The organism is Dinoroseobacter sp. PD6 (assembly GCF_028807315.1).
In the GTDB taxonomy this organism is placed as follows: Bacteria; Pseudomonadota; Alphaproteobacteria; order Rhodobacterales; family Rhodobacteraceae; genus Dinoroseobacter; species Dinoroseobacter shibae.
Genome location: NZ_JARAMN010000001.1, coordinates 448,382 through 474,777, shown reverse-complemented (window position 1 = coordinate 474,777; position 26,396 = coordinate 448,382). Strand labels below are relative to the sequence as shown.

General features: G+C 61.2%; 29 protein-coding genes. 7 read left to right on the top strand and 22 right to left on the bottom strand.

From position 1 onward, the window contains the following. The 11 genes from PVW48_RS02190 to PVW48_RS02140 all read right to left on the bottom strand — a co-directional run bounded on the left by PVW48_RS02190 (position 1) and on the right by PVW48_RS02140 (position 6,911). Complete coding sequence (locus tag PVW48_RS02190) at positions 1-498, bottom strand: YIP1 family protein (RefSeq protein WP_012178297.1); 498 nt, start codon at positions 496-498, stop codon at positions 1-3. Next, a complete protein-coding gene (locus PVW48_RS02185) occupies positions 498-1,781 on the bottom strand; it encodes a SufB/SufD family protein (protein ID WP_274580094.1) in 1,284 nt (427 codons plus the stop codon). Before PVW48_RS02185 ends, PVW48_RS02190 begins: the two co-directional genes overlap by 1 nt. Then, positions 1,781-2,536: a Fe-S cluster assembly ATPase SufC gene (gene sufC, locus PVW48_RS02180; RefSeq protein WP_274580093.1), complete on the bottom strand. Its 756-nt coding sequence runs from the start codon at positions 2,534-2,536 to the stop codon at positions 1,781-1,783. The genes PVW48_RS02185 and sufC overlap by 1 nt, the downstream gene beginning before the upstream one ends. A gap of 17 nt (positions 2,537-2,553) precedes the next feature. Continuing rightward, positions 2,554-2,868 (bottom strand): heavy metal-binding domain-containing protein, encoded by a 315-nt coding sequence (locus PVW48_RS02175; protein WP_012178300.1) that lies wholly within the window; start codon positions 2,866-2,868, stop codon positions 2,554-2,556. After that, positions 2,865-3,065, bottom strand: coding sequence for a hypothetical protein (locus tag PVW48_RS02170; RefSeq protein WP_012178301.1), 201 nt, complete (start codon positions 3,063-3,065; stop codon positions 2,865-2,867). Before PVW48_RS02170 ends, PVW48_RS02175 begins: the two co-directional genes overlap by 4 nt. A gap of 124 nt (positions 3,066-3,189) precedes the next feature. Continuing rightward, entirely contained in the window at positions 3,190-3,324 is a 135-nt protein-coding gene (locus PVW48_RS02165) for a hypothetical protein (protein ID WP_274580092.1), read from the bottom strand. 62 nt (positions 3,325-3,386) lie between these two features. After that, on the bottom strand, positions 3,387-3,563 hold the full coding sequence (locus tag PVW48_RS02160) for a hypothetical protein (protein ID WP_157865290.1): 177 nt from the start codon (positions 3,561-3,563) through the stop codon (positions 3,387-3,389). Continuing rightward, on the bottom strand, positions 3,560-3,766 hold the full coding sequence (locus tag PVW48_RS02155; protein ID WP_274580089.1) for a hypothetical protein: 207 nt from the start codon (positions 3,764-3,766) through the stop codon (positions 3,560-3,562). Before PVW48_RS02155 ends, PVW48_RS02160 begins: the two co-directional genes overlap by 4 nt. A 29-nt stretch (positions 3,767-3,795) precedes the next feature. Then, positions 3,796-5,307 carry a Fe-S cluster assembly protein SufB gene (gene sufB, locus PVW48_RS02150; RefSeq protein ID WP_274580087.1) on the bottom strand — a complete coding sequence of 504 codons (1,512 nt, stop codon included), beginning with the start codon at positions 5,305-5,307 and terminating at the stop codon, positions 3,796-3,798. A gap of 57 nt (positions 5,308-5,364) precedes the next feature. Further along, complete coding sequence (locus tag PVW48_RS02145) at positions 5,365-6,411, bottom strand: cysteine desulfurase family protein (RefSeq protein ID WP_274580271.1); 1,047 nt, start codon at positions 6,409-6,411, stop codon at positions 5,365-5,367. An 11-nt stretch (positions 6,412-6,422) separates the two neighbouring features. After that, the gene (locus tag PVW48_RS02140; protein WP_012178305.1) at positions 6,423-6,911 is read right to left on the bottom strand and encodes an Rrf2 family transcriptional regulator; all 489 of its coding nucleotides are present in this window, start codon (positions 6,909-6,911) and stop codon (positions 6,423-6,425) included. Positions 6,912-7,082: 171 nt separating this feature from the next. Between PVW48_RS02140 and PVW48_RS02135 the strand changes: the two genes are divergently transcribed. The 7 genes from PVW48_RS02135 to PVW48_RS02105 all read left to right on the top strand — a co-directional run bounded on the left by PVW48_RS02135 (position 7,083) and on the right by PVW48_RS02105 (position 10,802). Next, positions 7,083-7,736, top strand: coding sequence for an alpha/beta hydrolase (locus PVW48_RS02135; protein ID WP_274580086.1), 654 nt, complete (start codon positions 7,083-7,085; stop codon positions 7,734-7,736). Between the two features lie 2 nt (positions 7,737-7,738). Continuing rightward, the gene (locus PVW48_RS02130) at positions 7,739-7,954 is read left to right on the top strand and encodes a hypothetical protein (RefSeq protein ID WP_012178307.1); all 216 of its coding nucleotides are present in this window, start codon (positions 7,739-7,741) and stop codon (positions 7,952-7,954) included. 85 nt (positions 7,955-8,039) lie between these two features. Beyond that, positions 8,040-8,768, top strand: coding sequence for a VIT1/CCC1 transporter family protein (locus PVW48_RS02125; protein ID WP_012178308.1), 729 nt, complete (start codon positions 8,040-8,042; stop codon positions 8,766-8,768). Between the two features lie 145 nt (positions 8,769-8,913). After that, complete coding sequence (locus tag PVW48_RS02120; RefSeq protein WP_012178309.1) at positions 8,914-9,540, top strand: YitT family protein; 627 nt, start codon at positions 8,914-8,916, stop codon at positions 9,538-9,540. A gap of 26 nt (positions 9,541-9,566) precedes the next feature. Then, positions 9,567-9,896 carry a DMT family transporter gene (locus tag PVW48_RS02115; RefSeq protein ID WP_012178310.1) on the top strand — a complete coding sequence of 110 codons (330 nt, stop codon included), beginning with the start codon at positions 9,567-9,569 and terminating at the stop codon, positions 9,894-9,896. 25 nt (positions 9,897-9,921) lie between these two features. Next, a complete protein-coding gene (locus PVW48_RS02110; protein ID WP_157865294.1) occupies positions 9,922-10,500 on the top strand; it encodes a hypothetical protein in 579 nt (192 codons plus the stop codon). A 14-nt stretch (positions 10,501-10,514) separates the two neighbouring features. Further along, on the top strand, positions 10,515-10,802 hold the full coding sequence (locus PVW48_RS02105; RefSeq protein ID WP_245533063.1) for a hypothetical protein: 288 nt from the start codon (positions 10,515-10,517) through the stop codon (positions 10,800-10,802). 12 nt (positions 10,803-10,814) lie between these two features. Here PVW48_RS02105 and PVW48_RS02100 read toward each other — a convergent pair whose 3' ends face one another. The 11 genes from PVW48_RS02100 to PVW48_RS02050 all read right to left on the bottom strand — a co-directional run bounded on the left by PVW48_RS02100 (position 10,815) and on the right by PVW48_RS02050 (position 26,361). Continuing rightward, entirely contained in the window at positions 10,815-11,108 is a 294-nt protein-coding gene (locus tag PVW48_RS02100) for a DUF1330 domain-containing protein (protein WP_274580078.1), read from the bottom strand. A 4-nt stretch (positions 11,109-11,112) separates the two neighbouring features. Continuing rightward, a complete protein-coding gene (gene alaS / locus PVW48_RS02095) occupies positions 11,113-13,776 on the bottom strand; it encodes an alanine--tRNA ligase (protein WP_274580076.1) in 2,664 nt (887 codons plus the stop codon). Positions 13,777-13,920: 144 nt separating this feature from the next. Beyond that, positions 13,921-14,988: a recombinase RecA gene (recA, locus tag PVW48_RS02090; RefSeq protein ID WP_012178315.1), complete on the bottom strand. Its 1,068-nt coding sequence runs from the start codon at positions 14,986-14,988 to the stop codon at positions 13,921-13,923. A gap of 174 nt (positions 14,989-15,162) precedes the next feature. Next, positions 15,163-17,502: an ATP-binding protein gene (locus PVW48_RS02085; RefSeq protein ID WP_274580073.1), complete on the bottom strand. Its 2,340-nt coding sequence runs from the start codon at positions 17,500-17,502 to the stop codon at positions 15,163-15,165. 73 nt (positions 17,503-17,575) lie between these two features. After that, complete coding sequence (locus PVW48_RS02080) at positions 17,576-18,754, bottom strand: RsmB/NOP family class I SAM-dependent RNA methyltransferase (protein ID WP_274580072.1); 1,179 nt, start codon at positions 18,752-18,754, stop codon at positions 17,576-17,578. Positions 18,755-18,757: 3 nt separating this feature from the next. Then, positions 18,758-20,212: an IMP dehydrogenase gene (gene guaB, locus PVW48_RS02075; protein ID WP_274580070.1), complete on the bottom strand. Its 1,455-nt coding sequence runs from the start codon at positions 20,210-20,212 to the stop codon at positions 18,758-18,760. A gap of 79 nt (positions 20,213-20,291) precedes the next feature. Further along, a complete protein-coding gene (locus PVW48_RS02070; RefSeq protein WP_274580069.1) occupies positions 20,292-21,074 on the bottom strand; it encodes an HpcH/HpaI aldolase family protein in 783 nt (260 codons plus the stop codon). Between the two features lie 274 nt (positions 21,075-21,348). Beyond that, on the bottom strand, positions 21,349-22,470 hold the full coding sequence (locus PVW48_RS02065) for an ABC transporter ATP-binding protein (protein ID WP_274580067.1): 1,122 nt from the start codon (positions 22,468-22,470) through the stop codon (positions 21,349-21,351). Positions 22,471-22,509: 39 nt separating this feature from the next. Next, positions 22,510-24,168 (bottom strand): alpha-amylase family glycosyl hydrolase, encoded by a 1,659-nt coding sequence (locus tag PVW48_RS02060; protein ID WP_274580066.1) that lies wholly within the window; start codon positions 24,166-24,168, stop codon positions 22,510-22,512. 13 nt (positions 24,169-24,181) lie between these two features. Continuing rightward, complete coding sequence (locus PVW48_RS02055) at positions 24,182-25,339, bottom strand: carbohydrate ABC transporter permease (protein ID WP_274580064.1); 1,158 nt, start codon at positions 25,337-25,339, stop codon at positions 24,182-24,184. A 17-nt stretch (positions 25,340-25,356) separates the two neighbouring features. After that, on the bottom strand, positions 25,357-26,361 hold the full coding sequence (locus tag PVW48_RS02050) for a carbohydrate ABC transporter permease (RefSeq protein ID WP_274580062.1): 1,005 nt from the start codon (positions 26,359-26,361) through the stop codon (positions 25,357-25,359). Positions 26,362-26,396 lie beyond the last annotated feature (35 nt).

Below are 26,396 nucleotides of genomic sequence, written 5' to 3'. Positions count from 1 at the left end.
TCACGAAGTTTGAACCGGGGGGCGCTCGGCCTCCCATAGTCCACTCCCCCAGATGTAGAGGAAAGCTCCGAGAAGCAACAGACCCGTGGCGTTTTGTGCCGGGCCCTGTCCGATGAAGCCCGACACGAGTCCAAGCAGCAGAACGAGGGGCGAGATCACCAGCAGGCTCCAGAAGAGTGTCAGGCGTGCGCCATAAAAGCTCCCATGGCCGCCGAAAAGCCGTGCAAGCAGGCGCGTCAGAGCAGCGACGCCATAAAGCGCGAGGGGCGCTATGAACAACCAGCCCAGCAAAGCTCCGCCAAGACGGGCTTCGAGCGGAATGCTGGGGTCAAGAAACGCCTCTCGTGACAACCGAGGCCACTGCGCAACGAAAAACAACAGGCAGGCGACCGTGAGGTACATCAGAACCCGTCCTTCGTTCTTTTCCGCCGCAAGCTGGCGCCGCAGGACATCCCGCGGCGCCCGGTAAGCGCGGACGATCTCGGCCGAGACAGACATCAGCGGCGGCGCGCCAGCCAGTTTCCGAGACGTTCGGTGATCTCTTCGGCGAGGGCCTCTTCCTCGATCTCTTCGATTGCTTCGGCGAGAAACGCCAGCACCATCAGATCAGTGGCAAGACCTTCCGGGATGCCGCGGGAGCGCAGGTAGAACAGGCCTTCCTCATCTATCGCCCCCGAAGTCGAGCCGTGAGAGCACGCGACATCATCGGCGTAGATCTCCAGCTCGGGCTTGGCGAGGAACTGGCTGTCCTCATCGAGAAGAAGCGACTGGCTGATCTGATAGCCGTCGGTTTTCTGCGCGCCCTCCTTCACAAGGATCTTGCCCTGGAAAACGCCAGTCGCACCATTGCGCAGCACTTTCTTGAACACCTGGCGGCTTTCACAGTTCAGCGCGTCATGGGTCACGAACACCGTATCGTCATGGTGAAAATCCCCATCCCCGACACAGCAGCCCGCCACATGAGCAACACCATTGTCGCCAGTCATCTCGATGATGACCTCGTTGCGGGTCAGCACGCCATTGGCGGTCATGGTGAAGGACTTGAATACCGATTCCGCCCCGAGCCTTGTGAACATGTGGGTAGCGGCCTGTCGTTCGTGATCACGGCCTTGGGTCCGCACATGGTGGAACTCACCGCCATCGGCGATCTCGATCTCCATGCATTTGTTGAACCGCGCCGCTGCTGGCCCGTTCTCCAGAACAGTAAGGGAGGCGCCGGTCTCCACCTTGATCGCATGGTGCAGGATAGCGTCCGACGCTTCGTCCTTGTGCAGATAGATCAAAGAAACCGGCTTGGAGACCGGGCCTGTCGCATGGATCAGCACGCCATCGGTGGCAAAAGCCGTGTTCAGCGCCGCGAGGGGACGCGCAACCGGGGTCTGCCCACGGGTCTCCAGAACGCCGTAGACCTCCTTGGCCCAGTGGATGTCTGCCAATTGCGCCTCGGCGAGGCGCTCGATCACCACATTCTCACCGCTCAGGTCGTCGGAAGCACCTTCATCGAATACGCCGTCGACGAACACGATCTTGATGCGGTCCATCGTGCCAAACACAGGCGTTTCGTTCGGCTCGAACAGGGCCGCCGGGGTCGGCGCGGCGTCTGTCAGTCGCGTCGGGTTGGTGTACTTCCAATACTCGTCCCGACGCCCCGGCAGGCCCATGTTCTGCACTCGCGAAAGAGCTGCGGCGCGGGCCTCGCTGGCCCAGGTACCGCAATCCGGCATCGAAAGCACCGCGATGCGCGCCTCGGTCGCGGTCTGTTTTGTCTGCGGAAGCGCCATTACGCCACCTCGGCCAACAGGTCGGCATAGCCGTTGTTCTCGACCTCGAGAGCCAGTTCGGGCCCACCGGTCTTGATAATCCTGCCATCCGCCATGATGTGGACAACGTCCGGTTTGATGTGATCCAACAGGCGCTGGTAGTGCGTGATCACGAGGAAGGACCGCCCCTCGGATCGCAAGGCATTCACGCCCTCGGCCACGAGCTTCATTGCGTCCACATCGAGACCGGAGTCGGTCTCGTCGAGAATGCACATCTTCGGCTCCAGCATGGCCATCTGCAGAATCTCGTTACGTTTCTTCTCACCGCCCGAGAAGCCGACATTGACCGGACGCTTGAGCATGTCTGCATCGATCTTCAATGCTTTGGCCTTGGCACGCACCTCCTTGAGGAAATCGGCGGCCGAAAGTTCGTCCTCGCCGCGCGCCTTGCGCTGCGCGTTCACCGCGGTGCGCAAAAATGTCATGTTGCCCACGCCCGGGATTTCCACCGGGTACTGGAATGCCAGAAAGAGACCAGCGGCCGCGCGCTCTTCGGGCTCCATGTCGAGGATGTCCTCGCCCAGCAGCGTGGCGCTGCCCCCGGTGACCTCGTAGCCGTCACGCCCCGACAGGACGTAGGACAGGGTGGACTTGCCCGACCCGTTCGGTCCCATGATCGCATGAACCTTGCCCGGCTCCACGCTCAGGTCGACACCCTTGAGGATCTGCTTGTCCTCTTCTTCAAGTTTCACGTGCAGGTTTTTGATTTGCAGCATTTTTCTCGCTTCCCATCTTATTCCAAGACGACAGCCGTACCCGAGGCCGAAACCATGAGCATGCTGTCGCCGACAACTTCATAATCCAGATCGACACCGACCACCGCGTTTCCGCCTGCCTCGCGCGCCCGGTCTTCAAGCTCGCGCAAAGCGGTGTCGCGGGCGTCCTGCAACTTGGCCTCATAGGCCCCGGAGCGCCCACCGACGATATCGGTGATGCCGGCGAAGAAATCCCGCACGACATTGGCTCCCATGATCGCTTCGCCCACCACGACGCCGCGATAGGCAGTGATCTTGTGCCCTTCCACAGAGTTCGTGGTGGTGATGATCATGCGGCCGGGTCTTTCTTGTTGGCATAGTGCAGCTCATGGCCGAACCAGACGATGGCCAACAGCCCGCCCGACCAGATGAACTTCTTCAGCGGGCCGAAGTTTTCGGCCGATACACCGAAAACCTGAGGTACGAAGAAGCACAGAACGAACAGCAGGACGAAACCCGCGATATATCCACCCCGATAGAGCCAGTTCATGAGAATATTCCCTTTGCGTTGATCGGCGCCGCTTGAGGACGCATTTTTTGGCGCAGAGGCGCCGATGACAGGCTTCGGTCCGGGGCATGTTCCGAAGCCTTGGAGTCATCCGTGGGAGCGCAGATCATTTGCGCGTCTCCAGGACGATCTTGCTGAGCACCGAGGACAAGGCGACTGCGAAGGCCGCGGCAAGGGCGGCCACAACGGGCCCGCCTGCCCGCCAGAATGGTGCGGTCACGACCATCAAGCCAAATGTCATCAAGGCTGTCATTACCGCCCAGGCGCCACGCGGATGCCCTGCGGTCAGGAGCCATTTCCAGTTCATTTCTCTCCCCTCCGGCATATGATCTGCCCGACAAGGCTGCCGAGGAAGCCCGAAACTCCGGCCAGCGCAAGCGCTTGCGCCATGCTCAAGGCGTTCGTGAGGGCGCTCACTACCCACGCAAAAGACGCACAGAACACTCCCGCGACGCAGGCAGTCAGCAGGATCGGTTTCATCCCACATCTCCCGACTTGAAGACCCACTTCGTCAAGGCCCAGCCCGCTGCCACAGCGAGAACGATGCCGAGAATTGCGCCGAGCGGCCCCAGCATTTCAGCCCCGATGAAGGACAGGGTGAAGGCCAGCGCAAGCATGCCGGGCAGGAACCATTTCGGCCGCTCCGGCGTGCCCGCCGGTTTGAGGTCAGGCGGCTGTGTCATCAGCAGTCTCCAGGCGAGGTGGTGGGCCGTCAGCCCACCGACCCTTCGAGAGAGATGGCAACAAGCTGCTGGGCTTCCATGGCAAACTCCATGGGCAGCGCCTGCAAGACGTCCTTGCAGAACCCGTTGACCACAAGCGCCACCGCCTCTTCCTCGTCCATGCCGCGCTGGCGGCAATAGAAGAGTTGATCTTCGTCCACCTTGGACGTGGTCGCTTCGTGCTCCACCCGGCTCGAGTTATTCCGAACCTCTATATATGGCACCGTATGCGCGCCGCACTTGTCGCCGATCAGCAGGCTATCGCACTGGGTATAGTTGCGCCCGTTCTTCGCCTTGGGGTGCATCGACACGAGGCCGCGATAGGTGTTCTGTGCCTTGCCCGCGCTGATCCCCTTGGAGACGATCCGCGACTTGGTATTCCTGCCCAGGTGCACCATCTTCGTACCGGTATCGGCCTGCTGCATGTTGTTGGCGATCGCGATGGAATAGAACTCGCCTTGCGTGTCGTCGCCGCGCAGGATGCAGGACGGGTATTTCCAGGTCACTGCCGAGCCGGTCTCCACCTGGGTCCACATCACTTTGGACCGATCGCCCCGGCAATCGGCGCGCTTGGTGACGAAGTTATAGATGCCGCCCTTGCCGTTCTCGTCGCCGGGATACCAGTTTTGCACCGTAGAATACTTCACCTCGGCATCTTCCAGCAGAACGATCTCGACGACCGCAGCGTGCAGCTGCGCGATGTCGCGCTGAGGCGCGGTGCATCCCTCGAGATAGGACACATACGATCCCTTGTCCGCGATGATCAGCGTCCGCTCGAACTGGCCGGTGTTCTCGGCATTGATGCGGAAATAGGTGCTCAGCTCCATCGGGCATTTCACGCCCGGCGGCACATAGACAAAAGAGCCGTCCGAGAACACGGCCGAGTTCAGTGTGGCATAGTAATTGTCCGAAACCGGAACGACGGAGCCGAGGTACTTCTTGACCAGCTCGGGATGTTCCTTGATGGCCTCGGAGATCGAGCAGAAGATCACGCCGGCCTTTTTCAGCTCGGCCTGAAAGGTCGTGCCGACGGATACGGAATCAAACACCGCATCCACAGCGACGCGGCGGTCTTCCTCGGGCGCCTCGACACCGGCCAGGAGCGCTTGCTCTTTCAATGGAATACCGAGTTTCTTGTAGGTTTCCAAGAGCTTGGGATCGACTTCGTCCAGAGACTTCGGCTTCACCTCCATGCTCTTTGGCCGGGCATAGTAGTACTGGTCCTGGAAGTCGATTTCGGGGTAATCGACCATGGCCCACTTCGGCTCTTTAAGCTCCTTCCACCGCGCGAAGGCCTCAAGCCGCCACTCTGTCATCCATTCGGGCTCTTCGTTCTTTTCCGAGATCAGGCGTACGATGTCCTCGTCGAGGCCCTTCGGCGCGTATTCCATCTCGATGTCGGTTGCCCAGCCGTGCTTGTAGCGCTCTCCGACCGATTGAACCGCCTCGACCGTTTCGCGGTCCACACCCTCGCGCACTTCAACTTCTGTCAGAGCGTTCATCTGGTCATCCTCTCTGGCCCCCATACTCACCTTGCGGGGCGGTTTGTCTCGTCCCGATCAGGCGGCCCGGGCCGCATGTCGGTTCTTTGCTTTCCCCCAAGCTTCAGCGAAGCGCAGGGCGTCCTCTTCTTTCGTGTCCGGGCCGATGGAGACCCGGAGAGCACAGGCTGCGTCCTCGGGGCTGAAGCCCATGGCCTGCAGCACGCGGCTGGGCCTCACCTTCCCGCTGGAACAGGCGGAGCCCGCGCTCACCGCGAAGCCTGCGAGATCCATCTGCATCACTTGTGTCTCGCCTCGCCAGCCGGGTGTCACGGCACAGATCGTGTTCGGCAGACGTTGCACGTCTTTCCCGACAAAAATAGTCTGTGAGCTGGCAGAGTGAAGGGCTGTTTCTAGAATATTTCTAATTTCAGAAACTCGCGCCCAGACACCTTTGTCCAGATCTGCCTGCGCGGACTTGGCTGCAGCCGCAAATCCAGCGATACCGATCAGGTTTTCGGTGCCAGAACGCCAGCCCATTTCCTGCCCGCCACCGCGGATTTGTGCCAAAAGATCGACCCCGCGCCGCATCACGACAGCGCCGATTCCCTTGGGGCCGCCCAGCTTGTGGGCGGAAACGAAGCCGATGCGTGCCCCCGTCCAAGAAAACGCGACCGGAAGCTTGCCGAACGCCTGCGTCAGATCGCTAACCGCGAGCCCCTGGGGCAGGTCTTGCACGATCCCGGTCTCGGAATTTGCCATCTGCAGCGCCGTTCTTCCCGCGGTTTCGACCTTGACCGCACCATCCGCATCAACCCCGAGACCGGGGTTCGCCCAAGACGCCACCGCATCATGCTCGATCGGGGCGCAGTCGAGGTCCTGCCCGGCGCAGGCGAGGGCTGCGGCCTCCGTCGCGCCGGACGTGAACACCAGGTCGCAATCCTGCGCACCCAATGCCTCCAGGATCTCCGCCCGCGCCCGTTCGATCAATGCCTTTGCCGCGCGCCCCTCGCCGTGCACCGAAGATGGGTTTCCCACAAGGTCCATGGCCGCGCACATCGCCGTGCGCGCCTCGGTGCGCAGCGGGGCGGTCGCATTGTGATCGAGATAGACGCGTGGCTTCACGTTCGGGATCCTCAGTTCGCAACCGCGTCTGCATCGTCGACCACATCGTCGACAACGGTGAACAGCGTCGGTACCGCCGGGCATGGCGTCAGCTGGTTGGTCACCACGTCGGACAAGCGGGTCTGATGTAGAAACACATAGACATGCGCGCTCAACCCTTCCCAGAGCCGGTTGGTCATAGACTGCGCCCGTGAGCCGGACTTGGCACCGGACGCCCCCGCCCCGGTATGCATGGCACTGACCGTTTCGTCCACGGCCTGCAGGACATCCGATACGCGGATGGCATCCGGCGCCCGTGCCAGCCGATACCCTCCGCCGGGCCCGCGCACCGACTCGACCAGCTTTGCCCGACGCAGCTTGACGAAGAGCTGTTCGAGATACGTCAGCGAGATACTTTGCCGCTCGGCAATCTCCGACAACGTCACCAGCTTGTCGGCCGGGGCTTCGGCCAGATCGGCCATCGCCACCATCGCGTAGCGGCCCTTGGTACTGAGTTTCACGATCCCCTCCCCTGCAAAGGCCGCCGCACATTGACCTGCGCCCCTGCTTTCCTTAATTGCACAGGGCCGGGCTCCACAACGCTCGGTTTAGAATGGTTCTAGATTGCTCGATTGAATTCGTCAAGAAAACAGACGACGCAAACGGCAACGGCGGTGAGAGGACAGGCATCCATGCCCGAAGTGATTTTTCCGGGGCCCGAAGGACGGCTCGAAGGCCGTTACCATCCGCAGAAGGAAAAAGACGCCCCGATCGCGATCGTCCTGCATCCCCATCCGCAGTTCGGCGGGACCATGAACAACCGCGTGGTCTATAACCTGCATTACGCGTTCTACAACATGGGTTTCACGGTGCTGCGCTTCAATTTCCGCGGCGTCGGGCGCAGCCAGGGCGAGTACGACCAAGGGGTTGGCGAGCTGTCGGATGCCGCCAGTGCTCTGGACTACTTGCAATCGATGAACCCCAATTCCAAGCATTGCTGGGTCGCAGGCTTCTCCTTCGGAGCCTGGATCGGGATGCAACTTCTGATGCGGCGGCCCGAGATCACTGGTTTCATCTCCGTGGCGCCCCCGGCGAATACCTATGATTTCAGTTTCCTCGCGCCCTGCCCGTCTTCGGGACTGATCATCAACGGCTCCGCGGACCGGGTTGCGGCCCCGGCGGATACCGTGTCGCTGGTCAACAAGCTGCATGAGCAAAAGGGGATTACGATCACGCACGAAGAGATCCCCGATGCGGGCCATTTCTTCGAAGATCCGCATATGGAAGAGATGATCACCACCGTGGATGAATATGTTCGCCGCAGGCTGACGGAGACGACGCGCTAGCCATGTCGATCATTGACGATCTTGCGGACGCCTTGGCCAAGGACACGCTGGCGGAAGTCGCGCGGACCGGTAACGAACAACTTATCGTGGATGTCGGCAGACAGCTGGGGGCGAGTTCATCGACCATGGAAGAGGCGTATCAGACCTACATCCGCGTGCGTCAAGCCGAGGCGCGCGCACGCGCCTTTCTCGAGGCGCAATCTGCGCCACGCGCCTGAGGCGACAGCTTATGCCGACCCGCGACGGCGCGGTCTCTTGTGCGGGGCGGCGCAGAGGTCCTAGGCTATCGGCGGGAGACCACCCTTGGACCTGAAAGCCCACATCAAATCCGCACACGGGATCAGCGCTTTGAATGCGCGCCTCCGCCAGATCGTCTATGGCGGCAATGACGGTATTGTCACCACCTTTGCCGTGGTCGCGGGCTTCGCAGGGGCCGGTGCCGAGGGCACCGCGCAGATCGGGGCCGTGGCAGTGATCCTCTTCGGCCTTGCCAACCTGTTCGCGGATGCGGCCTCCATGGGCCTTGGCGAGTATCTGTCGTCCCGCGCGGAGCGCGACGTCTACCGCAAGAATCGTCGGGAGGAGATCCGACGCTTCCGCACGGAAACCGTATCAGAACGCAAGGAGGTGCTCGCGATTCTGGCTGAGAAGGGCCTGAGCGGTTCAGACGCCCGCGCCTTCGCCGACCAGTTAGAACACCATCCCGAGTTGATGGCCGATTTCATGATGCTCTACGAATTCGGCCTGTCGGCTCCAGAGGATGGCGAAGAAGTCTGGAACGGCCTGACCACCTTCATTTCCTTTCTGGCCTTCGGGGTCTTGCCGCTGCTGCCGTTCTTTTTCGGTGTGGCGGAGGCGGATGCGCTGGCCGTTTCCGCAGGCTCCAGCCTCGGGGCGCTCTTGCTGCTCGGATTGCTGCGCGCTCAGGCCACGGGGGAGCGGCACCTGCGCTGCGTGGTCGAAACCTTGCTTGTGGGTCTGGTATGCGGGGCCGTAGCCTATGTCGTGGGATGGGTCGTGATGAGCGGCTGAGGCACCGGATCAAGCCTGCTCGCTCGCGCAAGAATTGTCCGTTTGACCACAAAGCCGGTTCAACTGAGCGGCAACAACATCGCATCACGCAAGGCATACGTGAAATCCACTGGCAGTTCCCGTGGCGCTGAGGCTTAGTCCGACCATGCCAGCACCTGTCCCCCTGCCAAGTCCCGACGATATTCGGCATTCCGCCCTTGATGACGCGCAAGGCCTTTGCATCGGTGTCCTTCTTTGCGCGGTCGGACTGACCTTCCTGAGCCATCTCGGCCTCGTGACAGGCCAAACGGCGGGTCTGGCCTTGGTGATCAGTTATGCGACCGGCTGGTCTTTCGGCCTCGTTTTTTTCGTGGTCAATCTGCCGTTCTATTGGCTCGCCTACCGCAAACTAGGGCTCGAGTTCACTTTGAAATCTCTGGCCTGTGTCACGGCCCTGTCGCTCGCGACCGAAGCCATGCCGCTCGGGTTCACGATCGAGAAGATTACTCCCGTACTGGGCGCGGTGATCTTCGGCGCCACAACGGGGCTCGGGCTGCTGGCGATCTTTCGGCACAGAGGCTCTCTGGGCGGTCTCGGCGTGGTCGCCTTGCTTGTGCAGGATCGAACCGGAGTCCGCGCGGGATACGTGCAGTTGCTTTTCGATCTTGTCCTTTTTGCCGTGGCAGCCTTCCTGTTTCCGCTGTCGATCATCGCCTATTCCCTTGTCGGGGCAGCGGTGGTGAATGGGGTTATCGCCTTCAATCACAATCGGAAACGCTATATCGCGACGTGACTCACGTCCGTTTAGGGAGGCTTGTCATGCATTACGTCGCACTGTTTTGTGCCATCATCGCCGAGGTTATCGGGACAAGCGCGCTTCAAGCCAGCCAGCAATTCACGAAACCCGGCCCCTCAGCCGTGGTCGTCATCGGCTATGGTCTGAGCTTCTATTGCATGGCACTCGCACTGAAGGTGATGCCCCTCGGCATCGTCTATGCGGTGTGGTCGGGCATGGGGTTGGTGTGTATCGGCGTGATCGGCTGGATCGTCTTCGGTCAGAAGCTTGACCTGCCTGCGCTACTGGGGATCGGATTGATCCTGTCCGGTGTTCTTGTCATCCACCTGTTCTCGACCACGACAAGCCTTTGATCGGGCGCGAAACTGCAACATCCCCTTGACGCTGCCGTCCGGATACCTCGACACTGCGGCCATGTTGAGACCCGTTGCAATCTGCGCGCTCTTCGCGCTTGCCCCGCCTGCCCTGGCCGATGTCCGCCTCAGTTATTCGGACGCCGGTCGTACCTTGTTTTCGTTCGACGTGCCTGCCTTCTGGACAGTTGAAAGCGGCGGCGAACGCGCGATCACGCCCCCGGGGGAGGAGATAGCGCGTACAACCCCCCAGCTGGTGTCGATCCGGCCGACCGTCGATCCGACCGTCTGGATGGGATTTTTCTCCCCAGACGGAGTGCGCACTGTAGAGGAAGGCGTCGACTACCTGTCGGAAATCGAGAAGTTTCTGGCCAACGAACCGGAGGTGACATCGGTCGCGCCGGGACGGGTTGGCGGCCTGGCCGCTCAAATTATCAAGGGCAGCGGGCGTCGTGACGGGCAAGCCATCACCTTTACAATTGCGGTCGTTGACTTGCCCGGATCTCGTGTCGCGATCGCGGCGGGTGTCGCCGAAGCCCGCGCCGACCCGGAACTGGTTTTCGAGATCAACAGCGTATTCTCCAGCATGAGGGCAGGCCAATGACCCCGCGCACCATCATGAAAACAGGACTCGCGCTGCTGGTCGCAGGGGCTGTGTCCGGCTGCCAAACCGCGGTCGGCGTCAGCTATGGCTACGGGTATTCCGACCCGTTTTACTGGAACCACTACTATCGAGACGATGTGGATGTCGATATCGACGTGAACCGCCCCTCACGACCCGACCGGCCAGAGCGCCCACCGATCGCCAAACCCAAGCCGCCGATCGCGAAACCGCCAAGCATCCGGCCGCCCATGCACAAACCGTCGACGCGCCCTGCCCGTCCCGGAGGTGGACGCTTGCGCTAAGGCGGCCCTCACTCAGGTATTGTCGAGCGCGTCCACGATCACGAGTTCGCGCTCGGCCGCGCCACGCGCGTAGCTGAGGGCTTCTTGGTAGGCTGAAGAGGCATAGCATTTTTCGGCCTGCGCGCGGCTCTCGAAGCGCACGACAACGTGGCGTTCGCGCTCAGGCCCCTCCAATTGCGTGAAACTACCGCCCCGGGCGAGAAACTGCCCGCCGTGTTCCGCAATGGCGACCGTGGCGCGCTTGGCGTATTCGCCGTAACGGTCTGCGTCGGTGACATGCACATGTGCGATCCAGAATGCTGACATCTTGTTATCCTCCAATCACTGACTTGGCGGCGGCGATCGCCGCATCCGCTCTGCTCGCGTCCTTGCCCCCGCCCTGAGCCATGTCAGGACGACCACCGCCGCCCTTGCCCCCAAGCTCCGCCACCGCGGCTTTGACGAGATCGACGGCCGACAGGCGGTCGGTGAGATCCGCTGTCACACCGGCGGCAACAGCGGCCTTGCCCCCGGTATCGGCAATCAGCAGGATCGCCCCGGAACCGAGCCGCGCTTTGTGCTCGTCGATCAACGATGGAAGATCGCGCCCGGATACCCCGGACAGGGACTGCGCCAGAAAGGGCACCCCCGCCACATCTTCGGCCTCGGGTGCAGCGGTGCCTTGCCCGCCTCCAGCCATGGCCAGTTCCCGGCGCAACTGCGCCACTTCGTTCTGCAAGGCCTTGCGTTCGTCCAGCAGGGATCGCACGCGCTCCGGAACATCCGCAGCCTGCGCCTTGAGGCTGGCTGCAACTTCCGCAAGCCTGTGATCCTGAGCACTGAGATAGGCGAAAGCGTCTTCGCCGGTCAGCGCCTCGATCCGGCGCACCCCAGAAGACGACGCCGTCTCTCCCACCGTGACGAACACACCAATATCGCCGGTCTGCTTCACATGGGTGCCGCCGCAAAGCTCGAGCGAATAGGTCTCGCCCGAAACACCTTTGCCGGAGCCGGTTTGGCGGCCCATCGACACAACACGCACCTCGTCGCCATACTTCTCGCCAAAAAGGGCCTGCGCACCGAGATCACGTGCCGCGTCAGGGGTCATGATGCGGGTCTCAACGGGACTGTTCTGGCGAATGTAGGCGTTCACCTCGGCCTCGACTTTTTGCAGCTCTTCGAGCGTCAGGGCCTTGGAATGGCTGAAATCGAACCGCAAGCGGTCCGCGGCATTCAGAGATCCACGCTGCGCCACATGAGCGCCCAAGGCCTGGCGCAGCGCCTCGTGCAAAAGGTGCGTCGCGGAGTGGTTGGCCCGGATCGCCGTGCGCCGCGCGGGATCGACTCGCATCTCCAGCACGTCGCCGGCTTTCAAGGGTTGCGCTTTCGGGGTTACCTTGTGCGCGAAGAGGCCGTTCCTTTTCTGGGTGTCGTGGATCGCCCCGGAGCCATTGGACTTCAGATAGCCCCCGCTATCTCCGACCTGCCCGCCGGATTCCGCATAGAACGGTGTCTGGTTAAGCACCATCCATCCGGTCTCGCCCTCGGCCAGTTGCGCGACCTGCGCACCATCCTTGACCAGTGCCAGAACCTGTCCTTCGGCGACCTCGGTGTCATAGCCCAGGAACTCGGTTGCGCCATGAGTCTCTGCCAGATCGAACCAAATGCTCTCATCGGCAGTTTCACCGGAGCCTGCCCAAGCCGCGCGAGCTTTGGCCTTCTGATCCGCCATGGCGGCATCAAAACCCTCGGTTTCCACGGCACGTCCCTTCTCGCGCAGCGCATCCTGAGTCAGATCGAGCGGAAAACCATAGGTGTCATAAAGCTTGAACGCTGTCTCGCCCGGCAAGGCACCCCCCTCGGGAACATCGGCCACGGCCTCGTCCAGCAGCTTCAGGCCCCGGTCCAGCGTCTGCCGGAAACGGGTCTCCTCCAGCATCAGTGTCTCTTCGATCAACGCCTGCGCGCGCCCCAGCTCGGGGAAAGCCTGCCCCATCTGTCCGACAAGCGCGGGAACGAGTCGATACATGACCGGGTCCTGAGCGCCCAGCAAATGCGCATGACGCATGGCACGCCGCATGATCCGGCGCAGTACGTAACCGCGCCCTTCGTTCGATGGCATCACCCCGTCTGCGATCAGGAACGAGGTCGAGCGCAGATGATCGGCGATGACGCGGTGATGAACGTTCTTGTCGCCGTAAGGATCGACGCTGGTGGCATGCGCAGAAGCCTCGATCAAAGTCTTGAACAGGTCCGTGTCATAATTGTCATGGCTGCCCTGCAGCAATGCGCCGATCCGTTCAAGTCCCATTCCCGTGTCGATGGACGGCTTTGGTAAAGGCTCCCGCGTGCCATCCTCGAATTGCTCGAACTGCATGAAGACGAGGTTCCAGATCTCGATGAAACGGTCGCCGTCCTCTTCCGGGCTGCCCGGGGGCCCGCCCCAGATGTGGTCCCCATGGTCATAGAAAATCTCGGTACAAGGTCCGCAAGGCCCCGTCGGGCCCATCATCCAGAAATTGTCATTGGTCGGAATCCGGATGATGCGGTCATCGCTCAGGCCCGCGTGCTTCTTCCATATCTCGGCCGCCTCGTCATCGGTGTGGTAGACCGTGACGAGAAGTCGGGACTTGTCGATGCCGAACTCCTTGGTGATCAGGTCCCAGGCGAAGGGAATCGCATCTTCCTTGAAATAGTCCCCGAAGCTGAAATTCCCCAGCATTTCGAAGAAGGTATGGTGACGCGCGGTATAGCCCACATTGTCGAGATCATTGTGCTTTCCACCTGCGCGCACGCATTTTTGGCTGGTGGTGGCGCGGTTGTAATCGCGGTGCTCCAGGCCAGTGAAGACGTTCTTGAACTGCACCATCCCCGCATTAGTGAACATCAGCGTCGGGTCGTTGCGCGGCACAAGCGGTGAGCTGTCGACGATCTCGTGGCCGTGGCCACCGAAGAAGTTCAAGAACGTACTGCGGATTTCATTAAGGCTCGGCATCTTGGCATTCCCGGAGAGTTGTTCAAGCCGGTGTACCGCTGGCTTGCGGGGCTGTCCACACCAAGGCGCGCGGCGCCACACCTCATGAAAACGGCCCCGCGAAGGGGGCCGTTTTCATATCACTTCGTGCTCCGCAGATGCATATCAGTCGTCGAGGATCTCGGCCTCGCTGTCGGGCATCTGGAAATCCAGCCCGTGCGCTGCGCGGATCTTGTCCTCGAGCTCAAGCGCCGTCCTCGTGTTGTCGCGGAGATACTGCTTTGCGTTCTCCCGTCCCTGACCGATCCTCTCGTCTCCATAAGAGAACCAAGACCCCGATTTCTGCACGACGCCAGCCTTCACGCCGAGATCGATCAACTCGCCCATTTTGGAGATGCCTTCCCCGTAGATGATGTCGAACTCAACCTGTTTGAAAGGCGGGGCCACCTTGTTCTTCACGACCTTGACCTTCGTGGTGTTCCCGACGATTTCGTCGCGATCCTTGACCGATCCAATGCGGCGGATGTCGAGCCGGACAGACGAATAGAACTTCAGCGCGTTGCCGCCCGACGTGGTTTCGGGTGAGCCGAACATCACACCGATCTTCATGCGGATCTGGTTGATGAAGATCACCGTGCAGTTGGATCGCGATATCGCGCCGGTCAGTTTGCGCATGGCCTGACTCATGAGGCGCGCCTGGGCGCCGACTTGGGCATCCCCCATATCGCCTTCGAGCTCGGATTTCGGGGTAAGCGCAGCCACCGAGTCGACGACCACCATGCTGACCGCCCCGGACCTGACGAGAGTCTCCGTAATCTCGAGAGCCTGCTCGCCGGTATCGGGCTGAGAAATCAGCAACTCGTCCAGATCTACACCAAGTTTCCGGGCGTATTGTGGGTCCAGCGCGTGCTCTGCGTCCACAAACGCGCAGACACCACCCTTTTTCTGCTCTTCGGCAATGCAGTGCAGGGTCAGCGTGGTCTTGCCGGAACTTTCAGGGCCGTAGATCTCGATGATGCGGCCCTTGGGAATACCCCCGATTCCGAGCGCGATATCCAATCCGATCGACCCGGTCGAGGTCGCTTCGATCTCAGCCACGGGACTGTCGGCGCCGAGCTTCATGATGGAGCCCTTGCCGAATTGCCGCTCGATCTGCGCCAAGGCGCTGTCGAGAGCTTTCTGCTTGTCTGCGTTACGATTGTTGGTCACGTCCAAAAGACTCGCGCTGGCCATGTTTTGCCCCTTATTTCATACCGCCATCATCGCGGCAATCGCTGCGTTGTTCTTGCCCTGTTCTCTTTTTATGGGACCATAAAGAGAACAATTCAAGTGTAATCTAAGCCAGTTCAGATTGACCAAGCAGGGTTAAGAAAAGGTTTCCACATACGATCTCCGTCGGGGAACGGGTTAGCTCGCGTCTTTGACCGAAAGCACACCATCCCGCATCGCGGATTGCGTCTGCACAGTGGCGATCAGCTGTTTCAGGGAAAAAGGCTTAGGCAGGAAAACCGAATTCGGGATTGGATCCTCTTCCCCGGAAAGCAGGTCTTCAGCGTAGCCTGATACGAAAACAACAGGGATACCCGGACGCAGCGCGAGAGCCTGCCGCACCCAGCTCGGTCCATCAAGCCCGGGCATGATGACATCTGTCACAAACAAATCGACCTCGAGCGCGGGATTTTCCAACAACTCCAGGGCAGCCTCGGCATTTTCGGCCTCAAGCACGGTAAAGCCGTTCAGACGAAGCGCACGGGCAGCGAAAGCACGAACCGGGGCTTCGTCTTCAACCAGCAGAACGACGCCGTCCCCGGTCGCGGCTGGCCGCTCCGGCGGGGCGGCGGTACTTTCGGTCGGTATGACGGTCTGTCCATGGTAAGCTGGAAAAAAGATCTCGAACGCCGTGCCCTTACCGACGACGCTTTCAGCAAAAATGAAGCCACCGGACTGCTTTACGATCCCGTACGCGGTCGACAGGCCCAGCCCGGTACCCTCCCCCGTTCGTTTCGTAGTGTAGAACGGCTCGAAAATCTTCGTGATCTTGTCCTGCGGGATCCCGATGCCCTGATCCGTGACCGTAACACATGCGTAGTCGCCAGCGGGCAGCGTGACGCGCGCTCGCGTTATCGGGTTATCCAGGACAACGCTCTTGGCCTCGATGGTGATCTCCCCCCCTTCGGGCATCGCATCCCGTGCATTGACAACGAGGTTCATAAGCACCTGTTCCAACTGGCGCCGATCTGCCCGCATCGGGCTGAGATCGGGGTCAGTCATCAAGGTCAGCGATACCCGCTCACCGACAAGACGGTTCAGCAAATGGGTCAGGTCCGACAGCGTATCGCGCAGGTCGATCAACTCGGGCTGCAAGGTTTGTTTGCGCGAAAACGCCAGTAACTGGCCCACAAGACTCGCCGCCCGGTTCGCATTCTGATTGATCTGCACGAGATCTCCGTACTCGGGGTCTCCCTGATCATGCCGCAGCAGCAACAGATCGCAATGGCCTGAGATTGCGGTCAGCAGATTATTGAAATCATGCGCGACACCACCTGCAAGCTGCCCAATTGCCTGCATTTTCTGGCTCTGAACGAACTGGGCTTCCAAGGTCTTCAGCTCTGTCGCATCATGAAGAACCGCTGTCAGAACGGGGCCCTCTGCACTTTGGGAGCGCATCAGGGAGACCTGTAAAAAGCTCTCCTCTGTCCGGTCGCGAACGCGCAGTACTTCGGGCTGCAAGGGGTGGTGTGCGTGCAATGCATCTTGAAGCCATGAACGAACGGATCGCCCCAGCCCCGTGACAAGATTGGCAAAATTCATATCTGGGTCGATATGATCGATGCTCAGAAGGGATCGAGCAGATGCATTGGCCTGCAACAACTGACCGTCCACACCGAGTTTCAGAACCGCAACCGGAAGCTCTTCGAGACCCGTCTTTAGGTCATGAACACTGGAGAGGTTCTCGATGGGGATCATCGCGATCTCACGACGGCCCGCCGAAAGCGATGTCTGCTGCAGGTACACGGTTACGTGTCCATCTGGCGTGATGATCTCCGCGGTCGAGGCCGTGTCTGTTGGTGGGGTCACGAACACCGCAGTCAGATCGCGAGCCCGGATGCCGATCATGCGCCTTAGAGCATCGTTCATCGACAGGACCGTCCCGGTTTGCGAGACGGTCAGTACCGGAACCGAGCCGGAGCCGCCACCATTTCCCCCACGGGTCGCCAGCGCCTCCATCCGGAAGAGCATTTGACCGCTGGCATAGGATCGCAATGCGAACCGAGCATGTCCCTGCCGGACAGCCACATCCTCAATACTCATCGAGCCGCGCTCAAGGCCACGTCGCAACCGGCGCAGAAGCCCGGACGCATCGGGCATCACGCTCTCGACCGAGGCAACGATGCCAACATCTGCAAGCGCCGGAAACTGCGCCTTGGCCGCCCCGTTTGCCCAGAGAACCTGCTGGTCTGGGTCAACGACAATCGAAGGTGCGGAGTCACCCTCCAGAAAGGGAAAAAGCGCCACGAGTTTGGGATCAATGCGCGTGCCGGCGAAGCGCGCGCGCAGTTGCAGGAGAATCAGCAAGGCCACGAGGGTTATGGCCGAGACAGCCAACGACAACCTGATGGTCTGATCCTGCAGCAGGATCGCAACGGCCGAGATGACAGCGGCCGACCCGAGCAACAAGACAGCCTCCCGGGTGCCCTTGCCCGGAAAGATCCTTCTGCTTTGCCCCTGAAGCGGCTGATCGCTCACTCTGTCCTCCGGTTCACCGTTTGCCGCAGTCTTGGTCCGGTTGGATTAAGCTACGCTTAACAGCCGCCGCAATTCAACCTTTGGTTGAGCGTTCATTCCGAAGGATACCGAAGTAGAATCCGTCCCCCGGGTTTTCGGGCAACATCTGCGATGCCTCCAGAAGCGAAAATGCGGGAAACGCCTGCAAGAACCAAGCAGTCTGCGCGGCATTTTCCACCGTCAGTATTGAGCAGGTCGCGTAAACGAGGAAACCGCCCGGCCGCACCAGGGGTGCGGCGGCGGTCAGTACGGTTCTCTGGGTTGCAACGTACTCTGCAAGCCGGTCTGGCGTCAGCGTCCACTTGGCCTCGGGTGAGCGCCGCCAGGTGCCGCTGCCCGAACATGGCGCATCACAGAATACAAGGTCGAACGCGCGCGCCTCCGCGCGATTCCACATTCGCAGGTCTGCCCCTGCACGAGCTGCCCGATCTGGCAGGTCCCGCATCCTTTTGAGGTTTGCGTCGTGCACATGGATGCCCCCCCCACTTTGTGCCGCGAGGGCCAACGCCTTCCCGCCACCGCCGGCACAAAAGTCGAGAATGCGGCCCTTGTGAGGTACAGGGCTGCGCAACACGGCCAGTTGCGAGGCGGCGTCCTGCAACTCCACAAGGCCTTCTGTAAAGGCGCGCGACCTGACAACACTCCGAGCGCCCTCCACAACCCGAAGAGCGGTCGCCACGTCCGCAACCCGTTCAGTCGCGATTCCGTCTTCATAAAGGGCTTCTGCTGCTTGCCCCAAAGATGCCTTCAAGGTATTGACCCGCAAATCAACCGGGGCACGCTGCTGCAACGCCGTGCAAACGCCCAAAGCTACTTCGCCAAAGCTTTCTTGCAACTGGGCAAAAAGCCAGCCCGGCATATCCAGGGCCACATCATCCGGCATGTTCTCGGCTTGGCCGAATTGAGCGATCTCGTCCCCGGTCACCGGAAAGGGTGCGTAGGTTTGTCCGTTGAACAGGTCCTCAGGCGCCTGCCCGCGCTTTCGAAGCGCGCCGAGCATCAAACCTCGCGCGCTTAGACCACCGCCAAGCCAAGCGTAACTCGCCCGACAGCGCAAGGCATCAAACACGAGATCGCGCAAAGCGGCACGGTCTTTGGAGCCTGCAAAACGATGCGACCGGCACCAACGGCTCAGGGCCTGCTCCGCAGACTGCCCCGAGAGATATGCCTCCAGAATCTCGATGGCGCCTTGCACCCGCGCGGCAGGTGTCATGGATCAGCCCATCCGGTAATTTGGGCTCTCTCGGGTGATCTGCACATCGTGCACATGGCTTTCCTTCAGGCCCGAGCCCGTGATGCGCACGAAATTCGCCTTGCTGCGCATCTCGTCAACGGTGGCGGCACCGGTGTAGCCCATCGCCGCGCGCAATCCCCCCACGAGTTGGTGGATGACCGCGCCTGCCGAGCCCTTGTAAGGGACTTGCCCCTCAATCCCTTCGGGCACCAACTTGTCGGAAGCTGCATCTTTTTGAAAGTAACGATCGGCCGAGCCGCGCGCCATCGCCCCAAGACTGCCCATGCCCCGATAGGATTTGAACGACCGGCCCTGATAGAGGATCACCTCCCCGGGGGACTCGTCGGTGCCCGCGATCATCGAGCCGACCATGGCGCAGCTTGCACCTGCGGCGATGGCCTTCGCGAAGTCGCCGGAATACTTGATGCCGCCATCGGCAATCACCGGGGTTCCCGTGGCCTCTGCCGCTTCCGCGCAATCCATGATGGCCGTCAATTGCGGCACCCCCACGCCGGCCACGATCCTTGTCGTACAGATCGATCCCGGCCCGATGCCGACCTTGACCGCATCAGCCCCTGCATCGATCAATGCGCGGGTCGCCTCGCCGGTCGCCACGTTGCCCGCCACGACCTGCACCGAGTTAGACAAGGTCTTTGCGCGTTCCACGGCCTTGGCGACGCCCTCGGAATGACCATGGGCGGTATCGATGATGATCAGGTCCACACCCGCCTCGACCAGCGCCTGCGACCGCTCGAACCCGGCATCGCCCACGGTCGTGGCCGCGGCCACACGCAGGCGGCCCAACGCGTCCTTGCAGGCCTGCGGGTTCAGCACCGCCTGCTCGATATCCTTGATCGTCAGCAAGCCCGTCAGCTTGCCGTCACCATCGAGAACCAGCAGTTTCTCGATCCGGCGCGCGTGCATCAGGGACTTGGCCTCGGCGAGATCCGCGGGCTCTCGCAGGATCGCAAGGTTATCAGAAGTCATCATCACCGAAACCGGGGTGTTGTCATCAGACGCAAACCGCATATCCCGATTGGTGACAATCCCGAGAACCCGGCGCGTTTCGTCAACGACTGGAAAACCGGTGATCTTGTAGCGCTCCATCAGCGCCTTGGCGTCGGCCAGGGTCTGATCCGGGCGCAGCGTGACAGGGTTGTAGACCACACCGGATTCGAACCGCTTGACCTGCCGGACTTGGCGTTGCTGTTCGTCTATGGACAGGTTCCGGTGCAGCACCCCCATGCCACCGGCCTGAGCCATTGCAATCGCCATGCGCCACTCCGTCACCGTATCCATAGCGGAGCTCAGAAGCGGAATGTTCAGGGCGATGGATTTCGTGACTCTTGTGCGCGTGTCGGCCTCCGAGGGCAGGACGGAACTCGCCCCGGGAACCAGCAGAACATCATCAAATGTAAGGGCCTCGCGAATCTCCATCACGCACTCCTGTCGGGGGCTTCGTTAGGCACGTCCCCCTCGCATGGATTGCTCCGCACGGCAAGTGCTTGGCTGCGGATCAGGGGGCGCCCAGGCGCGCGCGCGAAGACGCAGACAGCCCGCGCAGGGCCGCCGACAGCGACGTGACATCGGCCCCAACCCCAAGGAACCGGGCGCCCGCGGCCGCAAAGCGCGCCGCATCTGTCTCGGAGAAGGCGAGCACACCGGGCACCTTGCCGCTGCGCGCGATCTCGCCGAGAGCGGCGCAGATCACCGCATCCACCTCGGGCGCGTCTGCGCGCCCGGGATAGCCCATGTCCGCGGCAAGATCCGCGGGACCGATGAAGAGCACATCGACCCCCTCCACCGCCGCGATCTCCGGAATGGCCCGCACCGCGGCATGGCTCTCGATCTGCACGATTGTGCAGATCTGCGCGTTTGCCGTAGTGACATACTCGGCATCGAGAGAATACCCAGATGCCCTGGCAAGGGCCGCTCCCACGCCGCGCACGCCGTCGGGGGGATAGCGCATGGCACGCACAATCTGCTGCGCTTGCGCGGCTGTTTCGACCATTGGCACCATGATCGTCTGGACCCCGAGATCGAGCGCGCGCTTGAGCACCCAGTCCTCGCCCACAGGGACGCGGACAATCGGCATGGCGCCCTGCCCGACCATGGCGCGCAGTTGGTCGATCATCTGCGCCGGATCGTTGGGCGAATGCTCTCCATCCACGAGGCACCAATCGAAGCCACAGCCCGCCGCCAGTTCCGCTACCGCGGGCGCGCCGAAGCCCAGCCAGATGCCGATCTGAACGTCGCCGGCCAAGAGGGCTTGTTTCAATTGGTTTTCAGGCGCTGCCATGCCGCGTCCCTCCTGACACCGCTAATACGAGCCGCACCCTAGCCACTCTGGCGCGCGCATCGCAAGACGCCACCGGGAGAGTTCCAGCCAAGACTTGGGGTTTCTGAGCCTGAGCGTACCGCACCGTACCTGATGATCCAGCTCCTCCGCGTCGGCCGAATGATCGTTCCCTTTTTCGCGCCTCTTAGACATGGGAACAAGTCAGGACAAATGAGCTCGGCCCGGTCATGATCACGCTGTGCGCCATCATTGACGGGAAACGCCTGGCACTGGGTCAATGGGGCGCGAAAGTAACGTGCTTGCCGTGGGGGTAATGCAGCGAAACGCCGTCCTTGAAGACGTGGACCTTTGCCGGCTCCGCGGTCAGGCGCGTGACCTGACCCTTGAGATCCTTGTGAATGCCCTGCAGCTTGCCGATGGTCGGATCCGCACCCGAGGGTGCCTCGAAATAGAGGAGCGTGACCTCACCCAGTGCCTCGGTTATGGCCACCTTTCCTTCGAAGACATAGTCGCCACCAGGCGCGGCTTCGACCATGTCTTCGGGCCGCACGCCGACATTCACCGCTGCCCCCATGAGGCTGTCGTCGGAAGGGTAATCCGACACGGCCCGCCCGCCGTCTGTCATCTCGACCGTGGTCTGCGCCCCCGTGCCGATGATCTTTCCCGGCAGAAGGTTCATCTTAGGCGAGCCAATGAACTGCGCCACGAACTCGTTTTCGGGTTTCTCGTACAACTCCAGCGGTGAACCAACCTGTGCGATCCCGCCCCCGGCAAGGACCACGATGCGCGTGGCCAGGGTCATCGCCTCCACCTGGTCATGAGTGACATAGACCATGGTGGATTCAGGCATCGCCTCCTTCAGCTGGGCGATTTCCAGCCGGGTCGCCACCCGCAAGGCCGCATCGAGATTCGAGAGCGGCTCGTCGAAAAGGTAAACCTTCGGATCGCGCACGATAGACCGACCGATCGCCACCCGCTGCCGCTGTCCCCCCGAAAGCGCCTTGGGCAGCCGGTCGAGATATTGCCCCAGTTGCAGCTTTTCGGCCGCCGCCTCCACCGCCGCGTCGATCTCGGCCTGACTTTTCTTGGCGATCTTGAGCGCGAAGGACATGTTCTCCCGCACTGTCATGTGGGGATAGAGCGCGTAGGACTGGAACACCATGGCAATGCCACGCTGCGCAGGCGGAACATCGTTGACCACGGTGCCATCGATCTCCAGCGTGCCGCCCGTGATTTTTTCCAACCCCGCGATCATCCGTAGCAGCGTGGATTTTCCGCATCCCGAGGGGCCGACGAACACGATCAGTTCCCCCTGCTGGATGTCGAGGTTGATGTTGCTCAATACCTTGACGTCGCCATAGGCCTTCTCGACACCCGTCAGTTTCAAATCCGCCATTGTCCCCTTCCACTCCTGATATTCAACACCGCGACCGCGTCACGGTGCCTTCAGCGCAATGCAGGGCTGCCAAGGCCCGAGATGCACGCGCCCGTCCGGGCTTGTCCCGCCTGAATTCAATTCCGCCCCGATCTGCATCCAGTTGCCCGGAGGCAGATCGACCGCACCGGGCGCATCGCTCATGTTGATGGCGACGAATACCGTCTCTTCGGGGTCCTTGCGCAGAAAGCTAATGACGTCGCCGACAACGGTCACATCCGAAATATCGCCTTTCACCAATGCCGGATGGGCGCGGCGGAAGGCCAGCGCCCGGCGGTAATGGTGCAACAGCGCGTCCGGGGCTTCTTCCTGGACCGCGACCGCTAGGCCGAGATGCTCGGTCGAGACCGGCAACCAGGGCCGGTGAATAGAGAAGCCGCCCGACATGTTGTCCGATTGCCAGACCATCGGCGTCCGGCAGCCGTCCCGCCCCTTGTATTCCGGCCAGAACTCGATGCCGTAGGGGTCCTGCAGGTCGTCGAAGGCCACTTCCGCCTCCGGCAGGCCCAACTCTTCGCCCTGATACAGGCATACGGACCCGCGCAGACACATCAGGAGGGTCAGCATTCCCCTTTGTGCGCCCGGGGTCAGGTCCCAGCGGGAGACATGGCGCATAACGTCATGGTTGGAAAACGCCCAGCACGCCCAACCGTCGGACGCAACCTCGTCGACCTTGTTGAGAACCTCCGCCACCCGCTTGGCGGTCAGCTTCTCCTGCGCAAGAAACTCGAAGGCGTAGCACATATGCACCCCGGCCTCTCCCCGGGTGTACTGGCCGAGGATCTCCAACCCGTACTGCGCGTCACCGACCTCGCCCACAGCCGCGATGGCTGGGTATTCCTCCATCATCGCGCGGAATTTTGCCAAGAATTCCAGGTTCTCCGGCTGGTTCTTGGAGTAAAGATGCCGCTGGTGATTATAGGGGTTCACTTCTGGCGCGATGTTGGAGTTGCGTTCTTCCGGCGGCAACGGAGGATTGTCGCGCAACTCTGCGTCTTGGACATAGAAGTTGATGGTATCGAGCCGGAAGCCATCCACGCCCCGGTCCAGCCAGAACCGCCCCACACCTAGCAGCGCATCCTGAACGTCGGCGCAGTGAAAGTTCAGATCCGGCTGCGAAGTCAGGAAGTTGTGCAGGTAGTACTGGCAACGCCGCGCGTCCCAATGCCAGCCTGAGCCGCCAAAGATCGACAACCAGTTGTTCGGCGGCGTACCGTCTGGCTTGGCATCGGCCCAGACATACCAGTCAGCCTTGGGGTTGTCGCGACTGGATCGACTTTCCTCGAACCAGGGGTGCTGGTCACTAGTATGGCTGAGAACAAGGTCGATCATCACCCGCAGCCCATACATATGCGCGGTCTCGATCAGGGCATCGAAATCCGCCAAGCTGCCAAACATAGGATCAACGTCGAAATAATCGCTGATGTCGTAGCCGAAATCCTTCATCGGCGACGTGAAGAACGGGCTGATCCAGATCGCATCCACTCCGAGCGAGGCGATATAGGGCATCCGCTCCACAATTCCCAGAAGATCGCCGATCCCGTCGCCATTGCTGTCCTGGAAGCTACGGGGGTAGATCTGATAGATCACCGCCCCACGCCACCAATCCGGATCGGCAGCGAGGCTCTTGACCTCGCGCATTTGCGCCTCTGCGTTCATCGGCAGGGGTTCCTTACTTGACCGAGCCGGCCAAGAGGCCGCGCACGAGAAAACGTTGCATGGAGAAAAACACCAGGAGCGGCACCGCGATGGATACAAAGGCCGCCGTGGCGAGGATCTCCCAGTTGCCGCCGCGGGTGCCCAGAAGCTCGACGATCTGGTTGGTCATGACCGTCGTCTGGCCCGTGGCATCGATCAGGAAGACCTTGGCCACCAGCAGGTCGTTCCAGGTCCACAGGAACTGGAAGATCGCGAAGGAGGCCAGCGCCGGGAAGGATAGCGGTAACACGATCTTGGTGAAGATCTGGAAATCCGTTGCCCCATCGACCTTGGCATTTTCGATGATGTCCCGTGGCAAACCGACCATGTAGTTGCGTAACAGATAGATCGCCAGCGGCATGCCAAACCCCGTATGGGCCAACCAGGTGCCAAGATACCCCTTCCCGATCCCGATCGCATTGTGCAGGGTCAGAAGCGGGATGAGTGCCAGTTGCAAGGGCACGACCAGCAAGCCCACAATAAGCGCAATCAGCAGCGCACGACCCGGGAATTCCATCCAGGCCAGCGCATAGGCCGCGAAGGCCGCCACAAGGATCGGGATGATCGTCGCCGGGATCGTCACGGTCAGCGTGTTGAAGAACGCCCGCGCCATTCCTTCCGAATTGTTCGGATCGAGGAGCATGTTTTCATAGTTCGCGAAGGTGAACTCCGGCGGTGTGGTGGCGGTCACAAAGACCCTTTGGCCGCGCCCACTGATCTGATCGTCAGTGCCCGACCAGACATAGGCGCCATCACTCTGCACGGTAATGGTTTCACCGTCTCCCAGGTCGGCCGTCTCGCCCGCGGTATAGGCGGCCACATCGCGGCTGGACGTGCCCCATACGCTGATTTCCGCCTCCGAAATGCCCTCGTCCTCGAAGAGATTGCCCTTGACTACGAACAGGTCGCCCTGTGGCATCCGGAAATCATCCGGGTCCGCCGCGCGCAAGGTGAGGTTCTGTTCCGACGGGAACATCGCCTTCCACCAGCCGCTCGACGAGATCTGCTCCACCGTCCGGAAGGACGACACGAACAGCCCGAACGTCGGCAGCAGCCACAAGACCACCAGCCCCACCACGGAGAGTTGCACAGCCCAGGTCAGCGAAGATTTGCTTCCAGCGATATTGTCCATCGGTCCCTCCCCGCGCCTCAGCGCATTTCCTTGCGCGCGCTGTGGATGTTCCAGATAAGGATCGGTGTCACCAGAAGCATGATCACCATGGCACTGGCCGACCCCACGCCCCAGTCATTGGCGCGGAAGAGCTTGTCGAACATGTAGTTCGCCAGCACTTGCGTCTCCCATTGCCCGTTGGTCATGGCGAAGACGATGTCGAACACCTTGAGCACCACGAGTGTGATCGTGGTCCAGACCACCACCACCGTGGGCATGATCTGCGGTACCTTGATCTTGAAGAAGATTTGCAATGGCGAGGCCCCGTCGATGATCGCGGCCTCGATGGTCTCTTCGGGAATGCCCCGCAAGGCGGCCGACAGGATCACCATGGCAAACCCGGTCTGCACCCAGACCAGCACGATCATCAGGAAAAAGTTGTTCCAGAACGGGATCGTCAGGAACGTCACGGGATCACCGCCCAGTCCAACGATGATCGCGTTCAGGATACCGATCTGCTCCTGCTCGATGGGGCGGCCGTCATAGACCAGCTTCCAGATCACCGAAGCCCCCACGAAGCTGATCGCCATGGGCATGAAGATGATCGACTTGGCGACGTTGCCCCATTTGATCCGGTCGGTCAGTTGGGCCGCCAGCAAACCGAAGGCGGTCGAGAGCGCAGGCACCACAATGAGCCAGAACATGTTGTTGCGCATGGCTTCCCAGAATTTCGGCTCCGAGGCCATCTGGGCGTAGTTGCCGAGCCCGACCCACTGATACCCGCCGCCGGGCACCCGTTCGAGCAGCGACAGGCGCAGCGTTTCAACCACCGGGTAACCGAGATAGAGCAGGAGAACGAACAGCGCCGGAAACAGGAAGATCCATGGCCGGATCTGGTTGGCGCGGTTTATGTTGCGCCCCGCCTTCGGACCCTTGGCCGGGTAGAGCACCTTATCGAGAAACTGATTGGCAAAGTAGAAATAGCCGACACAGCCGCCGACGCCGATGATGATGGTGATCAATCCCTGAAATGCCGGATGCATGACCACTCCCCCTCTTAAAAATGCCGCGTGGGGTT

Coding starts and splice junctions, on each gene's coding strand:
- PVW48_RS02120 (WP_012178309.1), top strand. CDS start 8,914: ATGCCAGCACCTGTCCCCCTGCCAAGTCCCGACGATATTCGGCATTCC.
- sufB (WP_274580087.1), bottom strand. CDS start 5,307: ATGAACGCTCTGACAGAAGTTGAAGTGCGCGAGGGTGTGGACCGCGAA.
- PVW48_RS02080 (WP_274580072.1), bottom strand. CDS start 18,754: ATGACACCTGCCGCGCGGGTGCAAGGCGCCATCGAGATTCTGGAGGCA.
- PVW48_RS02175 (WP_012178300.1), bottom strand. CDS start 2,868: ATGATCATCACCACCACGAACTCTGTGGAAGGGCACAAGATCACTGCC.
- PVW48_RS02165 (WP_274580092.1), bottom strand. CDS start 3,324: ATGACATTTGGCTTGATGGTCGTGACCGCACCATTCTGGCGGGCAGGC.
- PVW48_RS02160 (WP_157865290.1), bottom strand. CDS start 3,563: ATGAAACCGATCCTGCTGACTGCCTGCGTCGCGGGAGTGTTCTGTGCG.
- PVW48_RS02070 (WP_274580069.1), bottom strand. CDS start 21,074: ATGGCAGCGCCTGAAAACCAATTGAAACAAGCCCTCTTGGCCGGCGAC.
- PVW48_RS02115 (WP_012178310.1), top strand. CDS start 9,567: ATGCATTACGTCGCACTGTTTTGTGCCATCATCGCCGAGGTTATCGGG.
- PVW48_RS02050 (WP_274580062.1), bottom strand. CDS start 26,361: ATGCATCCGGCATTTCAGGGATTGATCACCATCATCATCGGCGTCGGC.
- PVW48_RS02155 (WP_274580089.1), bottom strand. CDS start 3,766: ATGACACAGCCGCCTGACCTCAAACCGGCGGGCACGCCGGAGCGGCCG.
- PVW48_RS02105 (WP_245533063.1), top strand. CDS start 10,515: ATGAAAACAGGACTCGCGCTGCTGGTCGCAGGGGCTGTGTCCGGCTGC.
- PVW48_RS02060 (WP_274580066.1), bottom strand. CDS start 24,168: ATGAACGCAGAGGCGCAAATGCGCGAGGTCAAGAGCCTCGCTGCCGAT.
- PVW48_RS02170 (WP_012178301.1), bottom strand. CDS start 3,065: ATGAACTGGCTCTATCGGGGTGGATATATCGCGGGTTTCGTCCTGCTG.
- guaB (WP_274580070.1), bottom strand. CDS start 20,212: ATGGAGATTCGCGAGGCCCTTACATTTGATGATGTTCTGCTGGTTCCC.
- PVW48_RS02065 (WP_274580067.1), bottom strand. CDS start 22,470: ATGGCGGATTTGAAACTGACGGGTGTCGAGAAGGCCTATGGCGACGTC.
- PVW48_RS02135 (WP_274580086.1), top strand. CDS start 7,083: ATGCCCGAAGTGATTTTTCCGGGGCCCGAAGGACGGCTCGAAGGCCGT.
- PVW48_RS02185 (WP_274580094.1), bottom strand. CDS start 1,781: ATGGCGCTTCCGCAGACAAAACAGACCGCGACCGAGGCGCGCATCGCG.
- PVW48_RS02055 (WP_274580064.1), bottom strand. CDS start 25,339: ATGGACAATATCGCTGGAAGCAAATCTTCGCTGACCTGGGCTGTGCAA.
- PVW48_RS02190 (WP_012178297.1), bottom strand. CDS start 498: ATGTCTGTCTCGGCCGAGATCGTCCGCGCTTACCGGGCGCCGCGGGAT.
- recA (WP_012178315.1), bottom strand. CDS start 14,988: ATGGCCAGCGCGAGTCTTTTGGACGTGACCAACAATCGTAACGCAGAC.
- PVW48_RS02100 (WP_274580078.1), bottom strand. CDS start 11,108: ATGTCAGCATTCTGGATCGCACATGTGCATGTCACCGACGCAGACCGT.
- sufC (WP_274580093.1), bottom strand. CDS start 2,536: ATGCTGCAAATCAAAAACCTGCACGTGAAACTTGAAGAAGAGGACAAG.
- PVW48_RS02130 (WP_012178307.1), top strand. CDS start 7,739: ATGTCGATCATTGACGATCTTGCGGACGCCTTGGCCAAGGACACGCTG.
- alaS (WP_274580076.1), bottom strand. CDS start 13,776: ATGCCGAGCCTTAATGAAATCCGCAGTACGTTCTTGAACTTCTTCGGT.